The organism is Herbaspirillum sp. SJZ107 (genome assembly GCF_006715485.1).
Classification (GTDB): domain Bacteria; phylum Pseudomonadota; class Gammaproteobacteria; order Burkholderiales; family Burkholderiaceae_D; genus Telluria.
This window is the reverse complement of sequence record NZ_VFNH01000001.1, coordinates 963,551-980,164: the sequence shown is the minus strand read 5'-3', so window position 1 is coordinate 980,164 and position 16,614 is coordinate 963,551. Positions and strand designations below refer to the sequence as shown.

The following is a 16,614-nucleotide window of genomic DNA, read 5'->3' as shown; positions in this document are numbered from 1 at the left end:
CTTCTTCTTCGGTGCCGGTTCAGCTGGTGCTGCTGGTGCGGCCGGTGCCGCCACCGGTTCCGGGGCCGGTTCCGGCGCCAGGACCGCAGCATCCTGCGGCGCCTTCTTGGCGGCACGCTTCTTCTTCGGTGCCTGCTCGGCCGGAGCAGCCGCAGGCTCGGGAACCGGAGCCGGTGCCGGTGCCAGTGCCGGTTCCTGCAGCGGCGCTGCGGCTTCCTCGGCAACGCGTTTTGCCGCGCGTTTCTTCTTCGGTGCCGGCGCAGGCTCGGCCTGCACAAGCGCGGCTTCGACAGGCGCGGCTACCGGCGGCTCGACTGCTGGCGGTGGTGGCGGCGGCACGTCGGCAGCCGCCGGCGCCGATGCGCCGGCATTGCCTGCCTCCGCGGCACGTGCCGCTTCGGCACGCTGCGCCCGCGCCTTGCGGCGGCGGCTGCTGCGCGACGGCGGCACGAACACGACGTCGTCCGGGCTTTCGTCGCTGGCAGTGACTTCCTCGTCGGAAGTCTCCTCCGCGTCGACTGGTATCGGCCAGGTCAGCGCCTCGTCCGCGACCGGGTTCTGCTCGCGGTTCCCCTTGTTCTTGTTGCGGTTGCGCTTGCGGCGGCGCGATTCCTTCGGTTCCTTCTGGGTCAGCGCTTCCTGGGCCAGGGCGCGGGCGCGCTCCAGCGGCGCCGGGAGAGCCGCCTTCTCTTGAGCCGGCTGCGCCAGCACCAGGTCGATCTTGCGCGACTCGAGGTCGACGCGCGCCACCTGCACCGTCACCTGGTCGGTGAGCTTGAAGGCCTTGCCGGTGCGGTCGCTGCGCAGCTCATGGCGCGCTTCGTCGTACTGGAAGTAGTCGCCGGTGCCCAGGCCGCTGATGTGGACCAGGCCTTCGACGAACAGCTCGTTCAGCTGCACGAAGATGCCGAACGGGGTCACGCCCGAGATCACGCCGGTGAATTCCTCGCCCAGCTTGTCCTGCATGTAGTAGCACTTGAGCCAGTTCTCGACGTCGCGCGAGGCTTCGTCGGCGCGGCGCTCGTTGGCCGAGCAGTGCACGCCGAGCGCGTCCCAGATGGTCAGGTCCTTCGGATCCTTCTGCCTGCCTTCCAGCTTGTCCTTGGCGGCCTGCTTGCGCGCCGAATTCGACAGCGTCGTGTTCAGCTTGGACAGGTCGATGCCGGTCGGCTCGTACTTCTTGCCCTTCAGGACCGCCTTGATCGCGCGGTGGGTCAGCAGGTCGGGATAACGGCGGATCGGGCTGGTGAAGTGGGCGTAGTGCTCGTAGGCCAGGCCGAAGTGGCCGACGTTGTCCGGGCTGTAGACCGCCTGCTGCATCGAGCGCAGCAGCATGGTCTGCAGCAGCGTCGCATCCGGGCGCTCCTTGATGCGCTGCATAAGCTCGGCGTAGTCGCGCGCCTGCGGCGTGGTGCCGCCGCCCAGGTTCAGGCCGGCCTGCTTGAGGAAGGTACGCAGCTGGTTCAGCTTTTCCTCGGTCGGCACCGCGTGGATGCGGAAGGTGCTCGGCTGGTCGTGGCGGATCAGGAAGTCGGCGGCGCACACGTTGGCGGCCAGCATGCATTCCTCGATCAGGCGGTGTGCGTCGTTGCGGGTGCGCGGCAGGATCTTTTCGATCTTGCCCATCGCGTTCGAGACGATATAGGTCTCGGTGGTCTCGAAATCGATTGCACCGCGTTCCTGGCGCGCCTTCAGCAGCGCGCGGAACACTTCGTTCAGGTGCAGCAGGTGCGGCACGATGCCGGGACGGCGGCCCGCTTCCGGACCCTGGGTATTGCCCAGGATGGTGGCCACTTCGTCATAGGTCAGGCGCGCCGCCGAGTGCATCACGGCCGGGTAGAACTGGTAGGCACCGACCTCGCCCTCGAGCGACACCACCATGTCGCACACCAGCGTCAGGCGGTCCACCGCCGGGTTCAGCGAGCACAGGCCGTTCGACAGCTTTTCCGGCAGCATCGGGATCACGCGGCGCGGGAAATACACCGAGGTCGAGCGCTCGATGGCATCGTCGTCGAGCGGATCGCCCGGCTTCACGTAGTTGCTGACGTCGGCGATCGCCACCAGCAGGCGATAGCCGCGGGTGCGGCCGATCTTGACCGGTTCGCAGTAGACGGCATCGTCGAAGTCGCGCGCATCGGCGCCGTCGATGGTCACCAGCGGCACGTCGCGCAGGTCGACGCGCTCGCCGAGGTCGATATCGCGCACTTCGTTCGGCAGCTTGTTGGCCTGCTTCAGTGCGGCAGCGGAAAACACGTGCGGCACGCCGAACTTGCGCACGGCGATCTCGATTTCCATGCCCGGGTCGTCCAGCTCGCCGAGCACTTCGACGATGCGGCCGGTCGGCTGCTTGAAGCGCGACGGCTGCTCGACCAGTTCGACGCTGACCACCTGGCCGGCCTTGGCCTTGTCCGGCCGGCCGGCCAGCAGGATGTCCTGGCCGATGCGCTTGTCTTCGGGTGCGACTTTCCACACGCCGTCTTCCTGCAGCAGGCGGCCGATGATGTGGGTATTCGCACGCTCGACCACTTCGACGATCGTGCCTTCCGGACGGCCGCGGCGGTCGGTGCCGATCACGCGCGCCAGCACGCGGTCGCCGTGCAGGACTTTCTGCATCTCTTTGTCGGGCAGGAACAGGTCGTCGCCGCCCTCGTCCGGGATCACGAAGCCGAAGCCGTCGCGGTGGGCGCTGACACGGCCCGAGACGAAGCTCGAATGGTCGGTCAATTGATATTCGCCGGAGGCGTTGGCGCGGATCTGGCCGTCGCGTTCCATCGCATTCAGGCGGCGCGTCAGCACGCCCTCGGCTTCTGGATCGACTTGCAGGGCGCGGGCCACGGCGCCACTGTCGAGTGGCGATCCGGCCTGGCGGAAGATGCCGAGGATTTCCTCTCGGCTGGGGATGGTATAGGTTGGGTGCTTCAAATCGTCTTCTTAATCTTGTTGAGCCAGTAGGTTGGCCGACTATCGGCGCAATGGTTGGATTGACACGTCTTCACGCGTAGTGTAACGGAGGACACGGGGATTCGCCTAACTTGGCGTCCGAAGCGTGCTGCGGGTGGCGTGGCCGGATCGGCGCCGGTGACGGGTCATCGCAGCGATCGCATCGTGCCCCTTTGACATTTGCAATTGATCCGCTATACTTTCGCTCTCTTCGAAAACGGCACAGCCGGAAACGAGGAGCGATGCGAGTCAGTCGCAGCCCGGTGAGAGACAAACGAAAGTTGGTCTAGCGCAAAACGGCAAAGCCTGATATCGTAGCGGAATTCGACGGCAACGTCGAGCAGCAGTAAAGAAGCAGAAGCAAGAAGTAGAAGCAATACAGCGCCCACGTGGCGGAATTGGTAGACGCGCATGGTTCAGGTCCATGTGCCGCGAGGTGTGGGGGTTCGAGTCCCTCCGTGGGCACCAAAGCTGCTGTGTTGTTGATGGTTGTAGTACCGGTTGTTTGTATGCCCACGTGGCGGAATTGGTAGACGCGCATGGTTCAGGTCCATGTGCCGCGAGGTGTGGGGGTTCGAGTCCCTCCGTGGGCACCAAAAGCTACCTGGTTGTTGCAGTATCGTTGTACAAGTTGTTTGCATGCCCACGTGGCGGAATTGGTAGACGCGCATGGTTCAGGTCCATGTGCCGCGAGGTGTGGGGGTTCGAGTCCCTCCGTGGGCACCAAATGCTACCCGGTCGTCGAGACCTACTAGATATTTTGTCTGGCGCAAAACGCCGCAATCTTTGCAAAAGGATTGCGGCGTTTTGCGTTATTGGCCGCGTTATTGGCCGGCCACGTAGCGCTCCAGGAAGGCACCGATGCGGCGTTCGTACTCCGCCGTCGCATAGCCGTGCAAGTCGACGTGCGCCGCCCCGTCGACCACCCACAGCGATTTCGGCGCCGCCGCGGCCGCGTACAGACGCTCGGTTTCGGCCAGCGTCGTGTGGCGGTCGGCGCTGCCGGCGGCGATCAGCAGCGGCATCCCCAGCGATCCCACATGAGCAATCGGACGCAGCTGCGCCGGATGGATGTCCAGGCGCAGCGGCAGTTGCCACAGCAGCAGCCGCGACAAGGGCGCGCCGAGCGCACCCAGGCGGATGCGCAGGCGGTCTTCGACCGCTTCTTCGATCGACGGGTACATCGATTCCAGCACCGCCGCATCCACTTTCGGGCAATCGCGGCACAGCACCAGCGACGCGGCGCCGAGCGAGACGCCGATCACGCCGATGCGCCGGCCGGGCAGGCGCCGCTGCAATTCCTCGAGCGCGGCGCGCACCCCTTCGGCCTCGGTCAGGCCGAAAGTCACTGCCGGCGCGGTGCTGGCACCCTGGCCCGGCAAATCGATCAGCATCACGGCATAGCCTTCGCGATGCAGGAAGGCGGCGCGCGCCTCCATCTGGCGCCGGTCGCTGTGGATGCCGTGCAGCAGCAGGATGCCGCCCTTGCCCCCGCCCTTGCCTGTTTCCAGCGCCGGGATATAGGAGGCGGCGACGCGCCGGCCGGGACCGGCGTCCAGCGTCAAGGGCTCGGCGCCGAGCGCGACATCGAGCGTCACCGCCCGTGGCTCGACCTTGATGAGGGCGGAACCCAGCACCCAGAGTGCGGCGGCGCCGAGCAGGACCAGGATAAGGAAGGTAGACAGCAGGGGTATGCGCATCGGGTCGATTCAGGCTGAGCTGGAAGTCAGCCATTAGAACACGGCTCGTGCGATGCCAGATCATCAAGAATCGGACAGTCCGAACGCTGGTCGCCATGGCAGGAATGGGCCAGCGCCTGCAGCGTGCGCTTCATCGCTTCCAGTTCGGCGATCTTGCGCTCGAGTTCATCGATGTGGGCTGCGGCCAGGCGCCGCACGTCGGCGCTGGCGCGGCCCTTGTCCTGCCACAGCGCCAGCAGGTTGGCGACCTGTTCCAGCGAAAAGCCGAGGGCGCGGCCGCGGTGGATGAATTGCAGCACCCGCACGTCCTGCTCGCCGTACAGGCGGTAGCCCGCCCCGGTGCGGCGCGCCGGCGGCAGCAGGCCGATCGCTTCGTAGTGGCGGATCATCTTGGCGCTGACGCCGGATGCCCTGGCCGCCTCGCCGATATTCCATTGCGGGCTGCGCCCGTGATTGTCGTGTTCCATACGACAAGGGTACACCTTCCCACGATGGCAAGGTCAATGCGTACGCTTGACTTGCGGCGCCAAGCGGTTAAGCTCGGCGCATCATGAAACACGCCATCCTCATTGCCGCCGGGCTCGTACTCGCCCTCCCCGCGTGCCTGCACGCCGAGCCGGCACCCTGGTTCCAGTGGCGCAGCAAGGCCACCGGCACCCTGGTCTGCACGCAGACGCCGCTGGGTCCGGGCTGGGAAAAAGCCAGTGGGCCGTATCGTGACGCCCGTTGCGAAAAACGCATGCCTGTTAAATAATGCCTGCGCTGGCATGAAGATTCGATAACAAGAAAGAGGAGCAGTTCCAGGTCGTTCGCAGGTATCCAGTTCATCTATCGCGAGGAGAAAACGATGTTCACCAATCCCGAGCAATTCGCATCCGCCACCAAGACCCTGTTCGATCTGCAGGTCCAGACCTTCAATGCCCTCGCCAGCAAGGCGGTGCAGGGGGTCGAGCAGGTGGTGGCACTCAACCTGAGCACGGCCCGCAATGCGCTGGAAGGCACCCTGGCGACCGGCCGCGCCGCCAGCCAGGCCGGCGATCCGAAAGCCGCCATCGATGCCGTGCAGTCGCGCATCCAGCCAGGCGTCTCGGAAGCCACCGCCTACGGCGAACAGCTGCGCCAGATCATCGGCGACATCCAGAAGGATTTCCAGCAGGCCGCCGACACCCACCTGGTCGAAGCCAAGAACACGCTGTCGGCGCTGATCTACGACGTCACCCAGAACGTCAAGCCGGGCCAGGAAAACGCGGTCGAGATCATCAAGGCCGCGATCGACAATGCCTTCAAGGGCTACGAGCAGGTGACCCAGTCGACGCGCGAAGCGATGCGCCGGGTCGAGGAACAGGTGGCACGGGCCACGTCCCAGGTCGCGCAGGCGGGCCAGGCCGGCGGCCAGGCTGCGCAATCGGCGGCTTCATCGGCTTCATCGGCTTCGTCGTCGGCAGCGGCCCAGCCCGGCCAGTCCCAGTAACGCCAGTCTAGGACTTCGTCTCGACGCCCAGCAGTTCTTCGATATGGGCGAACGAGGCGTCGTCCTTGACTACCGCCCGCAGCCACACGTGCAGCGGCTGCTCGCCCCAGTGGGCGGCCTTTTCCGCCAGATAGGCCACCGGGCTGTGCGGCTCCGTGCGGCGGAAGAATTCGGCGACGGCGCGCAGCTGGGCCAGCGCCTGGACCCGGTTCTGGAGCGGACCGTTGGCCCTGGCCGATGGCGCGTCGCTGCCGCCCTGCCCCGGTGCCGCCGGCGTAGCAGGCGCCGCATCCGGCAGCGCTGCCGTCTCGGCGGGCTCCTCGCCCGCGAGCGGCTTCACGAACATCAGCACGCTTTCCAGCCCCGATTTGGCCGCACTGAAGCTCGGCCCGTCGGCGCCCAGGCGCGCATCGACGCTCTGTTCGAGGCGGTCGATGGCGGCTTTGCACTGGCCGCAGTCGCGCAGCAGGTTGCGGTAGAAGCTGCGCGCGCCGCGCTGGCGCGCCGCTTCCAGCTTCGCCAGCTCCTCGCCGCCGTGGGCACGGGCGACGTCGAAGTCGCTCAGCGCATACGCAGACCCGCCCGGCGGGTTGCCCTCGGTCAGGGGCACCGCGCGCAGCCAGGGCGCGATGCGCGCAGCCACCCAGGCCAGGTTGCCGATGCGGCGCTCGAAGCCGTCTTCGTCCGGCAGCGGATACATGCCGTCCCAGTGGCGTTCGCACAGCGCCGCGATCAGTTCCAGGCTGCCGGCCAGGCCGCGCACGCCGCCGGTTTTGACGCCGGCTTCGGCCAGCCATACCGCCAGCTGCAGGTCCTTGCTGCGCTTTTCGATCAGTTGCGCGCACTGCCTGGCCACGAACTTCCAGTCGGCTTCCTTCAGGTCGGTGACCCAGGCGCCCTGCTCGATCGACGGATCGTCGGCCTGGCGCGCGCGCACGATGGCGTCGATCTCGCTGGAAAACGCGAGGTCTTCGCCGCAGGGCTGCTGTTCGCTGACGGGCGCCAGCAGCTTGTCGATGTCCAGCATGGCAATCTCCTTCACGCCGCGTCGATCGCGTACTTGATCTTGCCGGCGCGGGTCGCGCTGACCTTGACCTTGCCTATCGCGCCGCCCTCGGCCATCGTCGCCAGCACGGCATCGGCGATTTCCGGCAGCAGCGTGCCGTTCAGGATGGTGTCGACGTTGCGCGCGCCGGAATCGACTTCGGTGCAGCGCCCCAGCACCGCCGCCACCAGCGCATCGTCGTAGTGGAACTGGGCGTTGTGGTTGGCCGACACGCGCGCCTTGATGCGGTCGAGCTTCAGGCGGATGATGTTGGACAGCACCTCGTCGTCGATCGGGTAGAACGGCACCACCGTCAGGCGGCCGAGGAAGGCCGGCTTGAAGTGCTTCATCAGGGCCGGGCGGATCAGTTCCGCCAGTTGCTCCGGCGTCGGGCGCTCGCTTGCCGGCTTGTTCAAGCACGCCTGCATGATCTGGCTGGAAGCGGCGTTCGAGGTCAGGATGATGATGGTGTTGCGGAAGTCGATCTGGCGCCCTTCGGCATCGTCCAGTACGCCCTTGTCGAACACCTGGAAGAACAGTTCGAGCACGTCGCTGTGCGCCTTTTCCACTTCGTCGAGCAGCACCACGCTGTATGGATTGCGCCGCACCGCCTCGGTCAATACCCCGCCTTCGCCGTAGCCGACATAACCGGGCGGCGAGCCTTTCAGGCCGGAGACGCTGTGCGCTTCCTGGTACTCGCTCATGTTGATCGTCACCAGCTTGCGCTCGCCGCCGTACAGCAGGTCGGCCAGCGCCAGCGCGGTCTCGGTCTTGCCGACGCCCGAGGTTCCGACGAACAGGAACACGCCCTTCGGCTTGTTCGGGTCTTCCAGATGGGCGCGCGCGGTGCGCACGCGCTGGGCGACGATGCCGCTGGCGTGGGTCTGGCCGAGGATGCGCTCGTCGAGCATGCCGCGCAGGTTCATCACGGTGCGGATCTCGTCCTTCACCATGCGCCCGAGCGGGATGCCGGTCCAGGCGGCGACGATGGCGGCCACCGTGTGGCCGTCGACCTGCACCGGCACCAGCGGCGACTCGCCCTGCAGCTGGCGCAGTTCCTCGACCTTGGCCTGCAATGCCATGCTGCCGGATTTGTCGGCGCTCGACTCCAGCCGCGCGCGCATCGCGTGGATCTCGCCGGTCAGGGCCTGCTCGCGCTCCCAGCGCTCGCGCAGGCGCGCCTGCTCCTGCAGCGCATCGGCGCGTTCGGCACGCAGCGTGCCGAGGGCGGCGGCATGGTCGGCGCCGGCGCTTTCCTCGCGCACCAGTGAACCGATACGGGCATCGAGGCGCTCCAGCTTGCGCGTGCATTCTTCCAGCGCCGCCGGCGTCGCCTTCTGGCCCAGCGCGACCTTGGCGCAGGCGGTATCGAGCACGCTGATCGCCTTGTCGGGCAGCTGGCGTCCGCTGATGTAGCGGTGCGACAGGCGCACGGCCTCGGTGACCGCTTCGTCGTAGATGCGCACGCCGAAGTGCTGTTCCATCAGCGGCGCCATCGCGCGCAGCATGGCGCTGGCGGTATCTTCGTCCGGCTCTTCGACCTTGACCACCTGGAAGCGCCGCGCCAGCGCCGCATCCTTCTCGAAGTACTTTTTATATTCGCTCCAGGTGGTGGCCGCCACCGTGCGCAGCTCGCCGCGCGCCAGCGCCGGCTTGAGCAGGTTGGCGGCGTCGTTCTGGCCGGCCTGGCCGCCGGCGCCGATCATGGTGTGGGCTTCGTCGATGAACAGGATGACCGGGTGCAGGCTCTTTTTCACCTCGTCGATGACGTTCTTGAGACGGCTCTCGAACTCGCCCTTCACGCTGGCGCCGGCCTGCAGCAGGCCCATGTCGAGGTTGTGGATCTCGACGCCCTTCAAGACGTCGGGCACGTCGCCCTGGGCGATGCGCAGCGCCAGCCCTTCCACCACCGCGGTCTTGCCGACGCCGGCCTCGCCGGTCAGGATCGGGTTGTTCTGACGCCGCCGCATCAGGATGTCGATCACCTGGCGGATCTCGGCGTCGCGCCCGATCACCGGATCGACCTTGCCTTCGCGCGCGCGCGCCGTCAGGCAGGTGGTGTACTGGTCGAGCGCCGGCGTCTTGCCAGGGGCCGTGTTCTGCATTTCGGTGACCGGGTCGGCACTTTCCGCTTCCGCTGCCGGTGCCGCGGCTTCCGCTTCTTCCGAGCCGCGCGTGAGCTTGTCGAAATCGTGCTTCAGGCGGTCGAGCGGGAAGCCGGCGAACTGACGCGAGGCGCGCTGGGCCAGTTGGGCCAGGCCGGGTTCGGTGAGCAGCGCCAGCAGCAGGTGGCCGCTGCGGATGCGCTGGCGCTGGCCGTTGCCAAGTGAAGCGATCAGCCAGGCGTGCTCGAACAGCGCCGGCAAGTGGCGCGAGAAGACCGGGGTGCGCGTGCTGCCGCCCGGCAGGCGCTCGACTTCGCGCCGCAAGTCGGTTTCCAGCGCCGTCAGGTTGATGCCGGCCTGGCGCGCGGCGGCCACCACGTCGCAGCCGGGCTGCTCCAGCAGCGCCAGGAACAGGTGTTCGATGTCGACTTCGTACTGGCCGAGACCGACGCAGATGCCGGCTGCGCGGGTGGCGGCGACGCGGCTGGTGTCGTTCAACTTGCCAATCAGGGTCTTCAGGTTGATGTCCATCGACGGGTCCTTTGGTTCAGTGAGATGGAGTAATGCAGCGACGACGGCTGCAGCATGGCGTCGAAGTTGACCGCTTCCGCCATGCCGTCGAGTTCGAGCGTCGCGTGGATCACGAAGTCCAGGCGGTTGACGCTGGTGTTTTCATGGAGCGTGGCGCTGACATTGCGCAGGCGCGGCTCGTGACGCTCGATGGCGTCCTTCAGGCTGGCTTCGACCGCCGCCCGGTCTTCGCTGCTGGCCAGGTTGAATGCCGCAAAGTCGAGCAGGCCGTAATTCAGGATCGAGGCGCGCGCCTCGGGATAATCGTCGAAGGCTTGCGGCGGACAGCCGGCGCGGGTATTCAGCAGGGCTTCCAGGTCGCGCGCGACGCAGGCCTTGAGCTGTTCCAGGCCGGATGCATTCTGCGCGGCGCCCATCAGGCGGTCCAGCAGGCCGGGTACGACAGCAGTCATCGCCGCTCCAGAGAGAGTGCGGCATCGGGCCGCACAATGAACACCGCGGCACGAGGCCGCGGCGGATGTGCTGCAAAAGCAGGATCAGGCAACCTTGTTGGTGGCCAGGTCCCAGCCGCCCGAGGTGTTGCCGCCGGCGCCGCCGCCGATCTTTTGCTGGGTGTATTTCCACTTCACTTTCGAGAACTTGAGGCCGACCTTTTCGTGCATGAAATCGCCCTCTTTCACCTCCGGCATGATCGAGCCGATCAGCACGTTCTCGAGTTCGATCTCGAAGTACTTGACGCGCTCGCCCTGGCCGTCGGCACGCATGAATTCGAACTTGGCCTTGGGGATGGTCTTGCCCGACGAGCAGGTCTGCAGCAACACCGGCGACGACAGGTCGGCCAGCTTGCTGATTTCGATTTCCTTGTGCTCGCAGCGCTCGGCGGTGTGACCGCCGCCGGTCGATGCAGTCGCCGATTTCGGCTGCAGCACTTCCCAGGCCACCGATTTGCATTCGATCCAGTCCTTGTGCTTGTCGTCGGCCGACTCGCCCTTGATGCCGTCGATTTGCAGGTAGACGTCTATTGCCATGTTCTACTCCATTCAGGTTGAATAAAGAATCAGGATTTGGTCGATTGCGGTAACTCCGCGACCAGTCGGAGCGAAACGGACAGCTCGTCGAGCTGGAAGTGCGGACGCAGGAAGGAGACCGCGCGGTACACGCCCGGCCGGCCAGGGACTTCGGCCACCTGCACGCTGGCTTCGCGCAGCGGGAACTGGGCCTTCTGCTCCTGGCTGGCGTTATCGTCCAGCAGCACGTACTGGGTCAGCCAGCGGTTGAGGTAATCCTCGACGTTGGAGGCGGCAGCGAAGCTGCCGATCTTGTCGCGCATCATGGCCTTCATGTAGTGCGCGATGCGCGAGACCGCGAAGATGTACTGCAGCTGCGAGGACAGCAGTGCGTTGGCGTTGGCGGCGTCGCTGTTGTACTTGCGTGCCTTCTGCGCCGACTGGGCGCCGAAGAAGGCCGCGTACGACGTGTTCTTGCAGTGCACCAGCGAGATGAAGCCGAGGTCCGACAGTTCCTTCTCGCGGCGGTCGGTGATCGCCAGCTCGGTCGGGCACTTGAGCGCGACCTCGCCTTCGTCGGTCTTGAAGGTGTGGGTCGGCAGGTTCTCGACCAGGCCGCCCCCCTCGACGCCGCGGATCGCCGCGCACCAGCCGTAATCTTCGAAGGCCTTGGTCAGCTTGGAGGCAAAGGCGTAGGCGGCGTTGCACCACAGGTATTTGTGATGGTCGCTGCCGTCCACGTCCTCGACGAAGTTGAAGCCTTCGGTGGCAGTGCCGTCGACGGGGTTGTACGGCAGGCGCCCGAGGAAGCGCGGCAGCGTCAGGCCGACGTAGCGCGAGTCCTCGGATTCGCGGAAAGCCTTCCACTTCGCGTATTCCACGGTGTCGAATACCTTGGCCAGGTCGCGCGGGCGGCCCAGGTCGCCGAAGCTGTCGACGCCGAACAGGTCGGGCGCAGCCGAGGTAATGAAAGGAGCATGGCTGGCCGCGGCCACGTGCGACATCTGCTCGAGGAAGTAGACGTCTTCCGGCTGGCGCGAGACTTCGAAATCGCCGATCAGGGTGCCGTAGGGCGCGCCGCCGAAGCTGCCGAATTCTTCTTCGTAGACCTTCTTGAACAGCGTGCTCTGGTCGAATTCGAGGGCCGACTGGAAGTCCTTCACCAGTTCCTTCTTGGTGGCGTTGAGCATGCGGATCTGCAGGCCGGCGCTGGTGGTGCTGTTCTTGACCAGGTAATGCAGGCCGGTCCAGCTGCGCTCCAGCTTCTGGAATTCGGGCGCGTGCATGACCGCCGACAGCTGGCTTGAGATCATGCGGTCCAGCTCCGCCAGGCGCGCGTCGATGGTGGCCGACAGGTTGGTCGAGACCACCATCGTCCCTTCCATCACCTGGGTCACCAGTTCGGAGATGATGTCGCGTGCGCGTTCGTGCTCGCTGGTCGACTTCGCGACGCGGCTCTGCTCGACGATCTGGTCGAGCAGGCCGGTGTCCAGTTCGAGCGCCTGGGCCGGGGCCGATGCTGCGTTTTCGAGGATGGCCGCCATCGATTATTCCCCTTTTTCGCTTTTGCGCAGGCTGGCCAGTTTTTCGGTACTGGTCAGCACGTCGTTGAGGATGTCTTCCAGCTTGTCGTTGCCCGCCAGCTTGTTGCGCAGGTCGGCCAGCTTGCTGCGCGCTTCCAGCAAGCCTTTCAGGGGCGCCACCTGCTGCACCACGGCTTCCGGACGGAAGTCGGCCATCTCGCGGAACTGCAGCTTGACGGCGAATTCGCCGCCTTCCTGCGACAGGTGATTCGGCACGCGGAACTGCGCTACCGGCGCCACGCCATCCAGCACTTCGTCGAAGTTGTCGACGTCGACGTTGACGAAGTTGCGGTCCTTGAGGCGCTTCCTGGCAGCCTCGGGATCGCTACCGAAGTCGCCGAGCACGCCGACCACGAAGGGCAGCTCCTTGTTCTCGATGGCGTCGCCGATCTCGACGTCGTAGGTCATCTGCACGCGCGGCGCGCGTACTTTCTGCAGGCGTTTCTGCACGCTTTCATTCTTGGGCATGGCGGCTCCTGGGGATTGATGCGGTGGCTTACTTGAGGGCGCCGAACGGATCGCCGCCGCTGCTGCCGGGACGTGGCGTAGCGGTCGGCGGCGCGCTGACAGTTTTCTTGGTGCCGGCGTCCTTGCGTGCGCCGGCGCGGTTCGCCACCAGCACCTCTTCGTTCAGGCTGGTGCGCAGCAGCTTGGCCAGTTCCTGGGCTTCGGTGCGCACGTTGCCGCTCAGGTTGTTCTTGTGGCTCAGGTCGGACAAGGCCTTGCTGGTCACGCGCAGGCCGCTCACGGCGACGATGCTGTTGGCCAGCGTGTCGTCCGGGTCGCGTTCCAGCGCCTCGAGCGCGTTGACGATGGCCTCGCCGTAGTTGGTGCTGTCGAAGCGCATCTGGGCCATGCGCACCCATGGCGTCTTGTCGGTCGGGAAAGTGCTGCCGGCCTGCTTCAGCAGCGCGTAGGCCTTGTCGTTCTGGCCGGCCAGCACGGCGGCGTCGACGGCGGCCATGGTGGCCGCCATCGTCGGCGGCGCGGTCTTGGCGGGGGGTGCGGTCGGGCCGCTGCTGGCGCAGGCCGACAGGATGGCGGCGCCGGCGACGATCGCCAGCTGGGTCGATATGCGAGGGAACAAGCGGTGAAAAGTCATCGGGTCCTCCGGGTTGGAATCAGGCGCCAATTATTGGTGAGAGGCAACATTCGGTAATTGCGTCTGGTCAACTGTTGATAGCCGGGCGTTGCATCGGATCGACCGGGGTCTTGCGCCGGCTCACGGAGTGCGCGGCACCTTGCCGTTAAATCTTTCGCTGTCGCCACTAATTAACTAAGTGCAAGGTGCTCATGAACCTCATTCGAATGCAATTGCCTCTCGCCCTGGTCCTTGCGCTGCCCCTGCTGTCCGGCTGTGCCGGCGCCGGCGCGGGCCTGGACACAGGTGGCGCCGCTGACAAACCCCTGCTGGCCGGCGCCATGGAAGCCGTCGGCCTGCGCAAGCCGCCGCCACCGCCACTGCCGGAAGCGCAGCAGCCGCCGCGCAACGTGACCTTGCGCCTGCACGCGGCCAAGCGCCTGAACGTCGATGCGCGCGGGCAGTCGCTGGCGCTGCTGGTGCGCGTGTATAAACTGCGCCAGCGCGCCGCTTTCGATGCGGCGCCGTATGCGGCCTTCCTGTCGCCCCAGGCCGAGCGCGAAGCGCTGGGCGCCGACCTGGTCGAGGTCAAGGAAGTCACGCTGGTGCCGGGCCAGCAGCTGGAGCTGGCCGACCGGCTGGCCCGCGACACCGGCTGGCTCGGCATCGTTGCGCTGTACCACTCGCCCGCGCGCGAGGGCTGGCGCCTGGCCTTCGCCGCGGGCGAAGCCGAACAGGCCGGCGTGACGGTCGGCCTGCACGCCTGTGCGATGAATGTCGGCAGTGGCGCGGCTGCAAGCGGTGCCGCTGTCAAGCCCATGTCGCTTGTGCGCTGTCAATGAGCGCCTAGGTGTTTCTAGCAAGCTAGTGTTTTGCGGAAACCCTGAAAGCCAACGACGTGACGAGGAGGCAAGCATGACGACGGCGGCCAAGATCTTGTGGGGCGAGGGCCTGTTCCTGCGTCCCCAGCATTTCCAGCAGCAGGACCGCTACCACGAGGCGCGCCTGAACGAAACCGCCGCCGCCCTGCACCCCTACTGCTGGGGCGTGCGCCGGCTGGCAATCGACGCCGACGCGCTCAAGGCCGACGTGCTGCGCATCACCGAGCTGGCGCTGATCTTCCCCGACGGCGAGGTCTACAGGGCGCCCGAGCACGACCTGCTGCCGCCCCAGGTGCGGCTCGGCGACCTGCCACCGTTCGAAGGCAGCCTCACCTTCCATGCCGCCCTGCCCGCGCTCAAGGTGCACGGCGAGAACTGCGCGGCGCGCGGGGAGGTCCGCCCGGACGCGCGCTTCAGCCAGCGCGAACACGATACCCAGGACCTGTTCAGCGAAGCGGCGCCGGCGCCGGTGGCCTACCTGACGCGCAACCTGCGCCTGGTGCCCGACCTCGATCCGCTCGACGCCTACGACAGCTTTCCGCTGCTGCGCCTGCGCCGCGTCGCCACCGGCGGATTCGAGGTCGACCAGGACTTCATCCCGCCCAGCATCTCGATCGAGGGCGCACCCGGTCTGCAAGCGCGGCTGGCTCGCCTGATGGAAAAGCTGCTGGCCAAGGTGAATGCACTGTACGGCCATCATCGCGAGCCGAGCAAGAACGTGGTCGAACTGCGCGGCGGCGATGTCTCGTCGTTCTGGCTGCTGCACACGGCCAGCTCGGGCTACGCCGCACTGAGCCACTACCTGGCACACCGCGAACTGCATCCGGAGCGCCTGTTCCAGGAACTGCTGATGCTGGCGGGCGGCCTGATGACGTTCTCGCGCGCGGTCAAGCTCGAAGACTTGCCGGCCTACGCGCACCAGGACCCGGGCCCGGCATTCGCGCGCCTGGACGGCATCCTGCGCGAACTGCTGGATACCGTGATCTCGTCCAAATACTTCTCGGTCGCGCTGTCGAACGACCGCCCCTCCTACCACCTCGGTGCGCTGGACTCGGGCAAGATCACGCCGCAGACCACGCTCTACCTGGGCGTCAAGGCCGACATGCCGGCCCTGCAGCTGGTCGAGATCGTGCCGCTGCGCTTCAAGATCGGCGCCCCGGAAGACGTCGACAAGCTGGTGCTGTCGGCCATGCCCGGCGTGAAGCTGGTGCATGCGCCGCAGGTGCCGAGCGCACTGCCGGTGCGCCCGGATACCTATTACTTCGTGCTGGAAAACCGCGGCCTGCTGTACGACAGCATGCTGAAGGCGCAGTCGATCTCGATCTACGTCCCGAACGGGCTGCGCGACCTCAAACTCGACCTGATCGCGATCGCCGCGTGACCTCCCCATGAGCATGCAACCCCACATCGAACGGCGCGCCGCGCCGGCTTCCTCCCGCAACGGCGCCGCCGGCGCGCCGCAATCCCTGGTCGACCTGATGGTCGAGGGCTTTTATGCGCTGTTCCTGCTGAAGGGCGGCTGCGGCCCGCAGGACAAGACCGCTTTTGCCGACCACATGACCGCCTTCCTCGGCGACATCGACTGCAACGCCAAGGCGCTCGGCGTCGCCGCCGACGACGTCACGGCGGCCAAGTACGCGTTCTGCGCGGCGGTCGACGAGATCATCCTCGGCTCCGACTACGACATCCGCGACGCCTGGGAAACGCGCCCGCTGCAGCTGCGCCTGTTCGGCGACCAGCTCGCCGGCGAGCACTTCTTCCAGCGCCTCGAGGACTTGCGCGCCAAGGGCAGCGCCCACCTGCAGGCGCTCGAAGTCTTCCATATGTGCCTGCTGCTCGGCTTCCAGGGCCGCTTCGCCCTCGACGGCAAGGACAAACTGAACTACCTGACCGCGCGCCTGGGCGACGAAATCGCCCGCATGCGCGGCAAGAGCCGCGGCTTCGCCCCGCACGCCGAGCGCCCCGACCAGATCGTCCACAAGCTGGGCAGCGACGTCTCGCTGTGGGTATTGAGCGCGGTGTTTGCCCTCGCAGGGCTGGGGGCTTACGCCGGCTTCCGTACGGCGCTGGTGCACGAGACCGATACTGCCCTGGCCAGCTACAATGACCTGGTGAAGCTGCCACCGCGGTCGGCGAGTGTGACAGTCACCCTGCCCTGAACAGCCTGGAAATATCATCCCTGCGAACGTGAAAACGTCATCCCCGCGAAGGCGGGGATCCAAGTTTGCTGGCGTTTCGACAGCACCAAGAGAACTTGGGTACCCGCCTTC

General features: G+C 66.4%; 14 protein-coding genes, 3 tRNA genes and 1 pseudogene. 8 read left to right on the top strand and 10 right to left on the bottom strand.

Features of this window, described 5'->3' with window-relative positions:
- Nucleotides 1-704: 704 nt before the first annotated feature.
- Nucleotides 705-2,922, bottom strand: a pseudogene (rnr, locus tag FBX97_RS04420) (ribonuclease R); the annotation flags it as partial.
- 401 nt (nucleotides 2,923-3,323) lie between these two features.
- On the opposite strand from rnr, the gene FBX97_RS04415 reads away from it, so the two are divergent.
- The 3 genes from FBX97_RS04415 (at nucleotide 3,324) to FBX97_RS04405 (ending at nucleotide 3,666) form a co-directional block, all read left to right on the top strand.
- Nucleotides 3,324-3,408, top strand: a tRNA-Leu gene (locus FBX97_RS04415).
- Nucleotides 3,409-3,451: 43 nt separating this feature from the next.
- A tRNA-Leu gene (locus FBX97_RS04410) sits at nucleotides 3,452-3,536 on the top strand.
- A gap of 45 nt (nucleotides 3,537-3,581) precedes the next feature.
- Nucleotides 3,582-3,666: transfer RNA gene (locus tag FBX97_RS04405), tRNA-Leu, on the top strand.
- A 98-nt stretch (nucleotides 3,667-3,764) separates the two neighbouring features.
- Here FBX97_RS04405 and FBX97_RS04400 read toward each other — a convergent pair.
- A complete protein-coding gene (locus tag FBX97_RS04400; RefSeq protein WP_141829000.1) occupies nucleotides 3,765-4,640 on the bottom strand; it encodes an alpha/beta hydrolase in 876 nt (291 codons plus the stop codon).
- Nucleotides 4,641-4,666: 26 nt separating this feature from the next.
- Nucleotides 4,667-5,107, bottom strand: coding sequence for a Cu(I)-responsive transcriptional regulator (gene cueR, locus FBX97_RS04395; protein WP_141828998.1), 441 nt, complete (start codon nucleotides 5,105-5,107; stop codon nucleotides 4,667-4,669).
- A gap of 83 nt (nucleotides 5,108-5,190) precedes the next feature.
- On the opposite strand from cueR, the gene FBX97_RS04390 reads away from it, so the two are divergent.
- On the top strand, nucleotides 5,191-5,394 hold the full coding sequence (locus FBX97_RS04390) for a hypothetical protein (RefSeq protein ID WP_141828996.1): 204 nt from the start codon (nucleotides 5,191-5,193) through the stop codon (nucleotides 5,392-5,394).
- Nucleotides 5,395-5,487: 93 nt separating this feature from the next.
- Nucleotides 5,488-6,111 (top strand): phasin family protein, encoded by a 624-nt coding sequence (locus FBX97_RS04385; RefSeq protein WP_141828994.1) that lies wholly within the window; start codon nucleotides 5,488-5,490, stop codon nucleotides 6,109-6,111.
- A 7-nt stretch (nucleotides 6,112-6,118) separates the two neighbouring features.
- Here FBX97_RS04385 and tssA read toward each other — a convergent pair whose 3' ends face one another.
- The 7 genes from tssA to FBX97_RS04350 form a co-directional block, all read right to left on the bottom strand.
- Complete coding sequence (tssA, locus tag FBX97_RS04380; protein WP_141828992.1) at nucleotides 6,119-7,138, bottom strand: type VI secretion system protein TssA; 1,020 nt, start codon at nucleotides 7,136-7,138, stop codon at nucleotides 6,119-6,121.
- Nucleotides 7,139-7,149: 11 nt separating this feature from the next.
- Nucleotides 7,150-9,792, bottom strand: a complete 2,643-nt coding sequence (gene tssH / locus FBX97_RS04375; protein WP_141828990.1) for a type VI secretion system ATPase TssH — start codon at nucleotides 9,790-9,792, stop codon at nucleotides 7,150-7,152.
- Nucleotides 9,777-10,244, bottom strand: coding sequence for a type VI secretion system baseplate subunit TssE (gene tssE / locus FBX97_RS04370; RefSeq protein ID WP_141828989.1), 468 nt, complete (start codon nucleotides 10,242-10,244; stop codon nucleotides 9,777-9,779). Before tssE ends, tssH begins: the two co-directional genes overlap by 16 nt.
- An 84-nt stretch (nucleotides 10,245-10,328) precedes the next feature.
- The gene (locus FBX97_RS04365; protein WP_141828987.1) at nucleotides 10,329-10,820 is read right to left on the bottom strand and encodes a type VI secretion system tube protein Hcp; all 492 of its coding nucleotides are present in this window, start codon (nucleotides 10,818-10,820) and stop codon (nucleotides 10,329-10,331) included.
- A gap of 29 nt (nucleotides 10,821-10,849) precedes the next feature.
- Nucleotides 10,850-12,343: a type VI secretion system contractile sheath large subunit gene (gene tssC, locus FBX97_RS04360; protein ID WP_141828985.1), complete on the bottom strand. Its 1,494-nt coding sequence runs from the start codon at nucleotides 12,341-12,343 to the stop codon at nucleotides 10,850-10,852.
- 3 nt (nucleotides 12,344-12,346) lie between these two features.
- The gene (tssB, locus tag FBX97_RS04355; protein WP_141828983.1) at nucleotides 12,347-12,850 is read right to left on the bottom strand and encodes a type VI secretion system contractile sheath small subunit; all 504 of its coding nucleotides are present in this window, start codon (nucleotides 12,848-12,850) and stop codon (nucleotides 12,347-12,349) included.
- Between the two features lie 28 nt (nucleotides 12,851-12,878).
- Nucleotides 12,879-13,484, bottom strand: coding sequence for a M48 family metallopeptidase (locus tag FBX97_RS04350; RefSeq protein ID WP_141828982.1), 606 nt, complete (start codon nucleotides 13,482-13,484; stop codon nucleotides 12,879-12,881).
- Nucleotides 13,485-13,675: 191 nt separating this feature from the next.
- Between FBX97_RS04350 and tssJ the strand changes: the two genes are divergently transcribed.
- The 3 genes from tssJ (at nucleotide 13,676) to icmH (ending at nucleotide 16,503) form a co-directional block, all read left to right on the top strand.
- The gene (gene tssJ, locus FBX97_RS04345; protein ID WP_255517290.1) at nucleotides 13,676-14,305 is read left to right on the top strand and encodes a type VI secretion system lipoprotein TssJ; all 630 of its coding nucleotides are present in this window, start codon (nucleotides 13,676-13,678) and stop codon (nucleotides 14,303-14,305) included.
- 73 nt (nucleotides 14,306-14,378) lie between these two features.
- Nucleotides 14,379-15,725 (top strand): type VI secretion system baseplate subunit TssK, encoded by a 1,347-nt coding sequence (gene tssK, locus FBX97_RS04340; RefSeq protein ID WP_141828981.1) that lies wholly within the window; start codon nucleotides 14,379-14,381, stop codon nucleotides 15,723-15,725.
- Between the two features lie 7 nt (nucleotides 15,726-15,732).
- Nucleotides 15,733-16,503 carry a type IVB secretion system protein IcmH/DotU gene (icmH, locus tag FBX97_RS04335; RefSeq protein ID WP_185748470.1) on the top strand — a complete coding sequence of 257 codons (771 nt, stop codon included), beginning with the start codon at nucleotides 15,733-15,735 and terminating at the stop codon, nucleotides 16,501-16,503.
- Nucleotides 16,504-16,614: the final 111 nt, after the last annotated feature.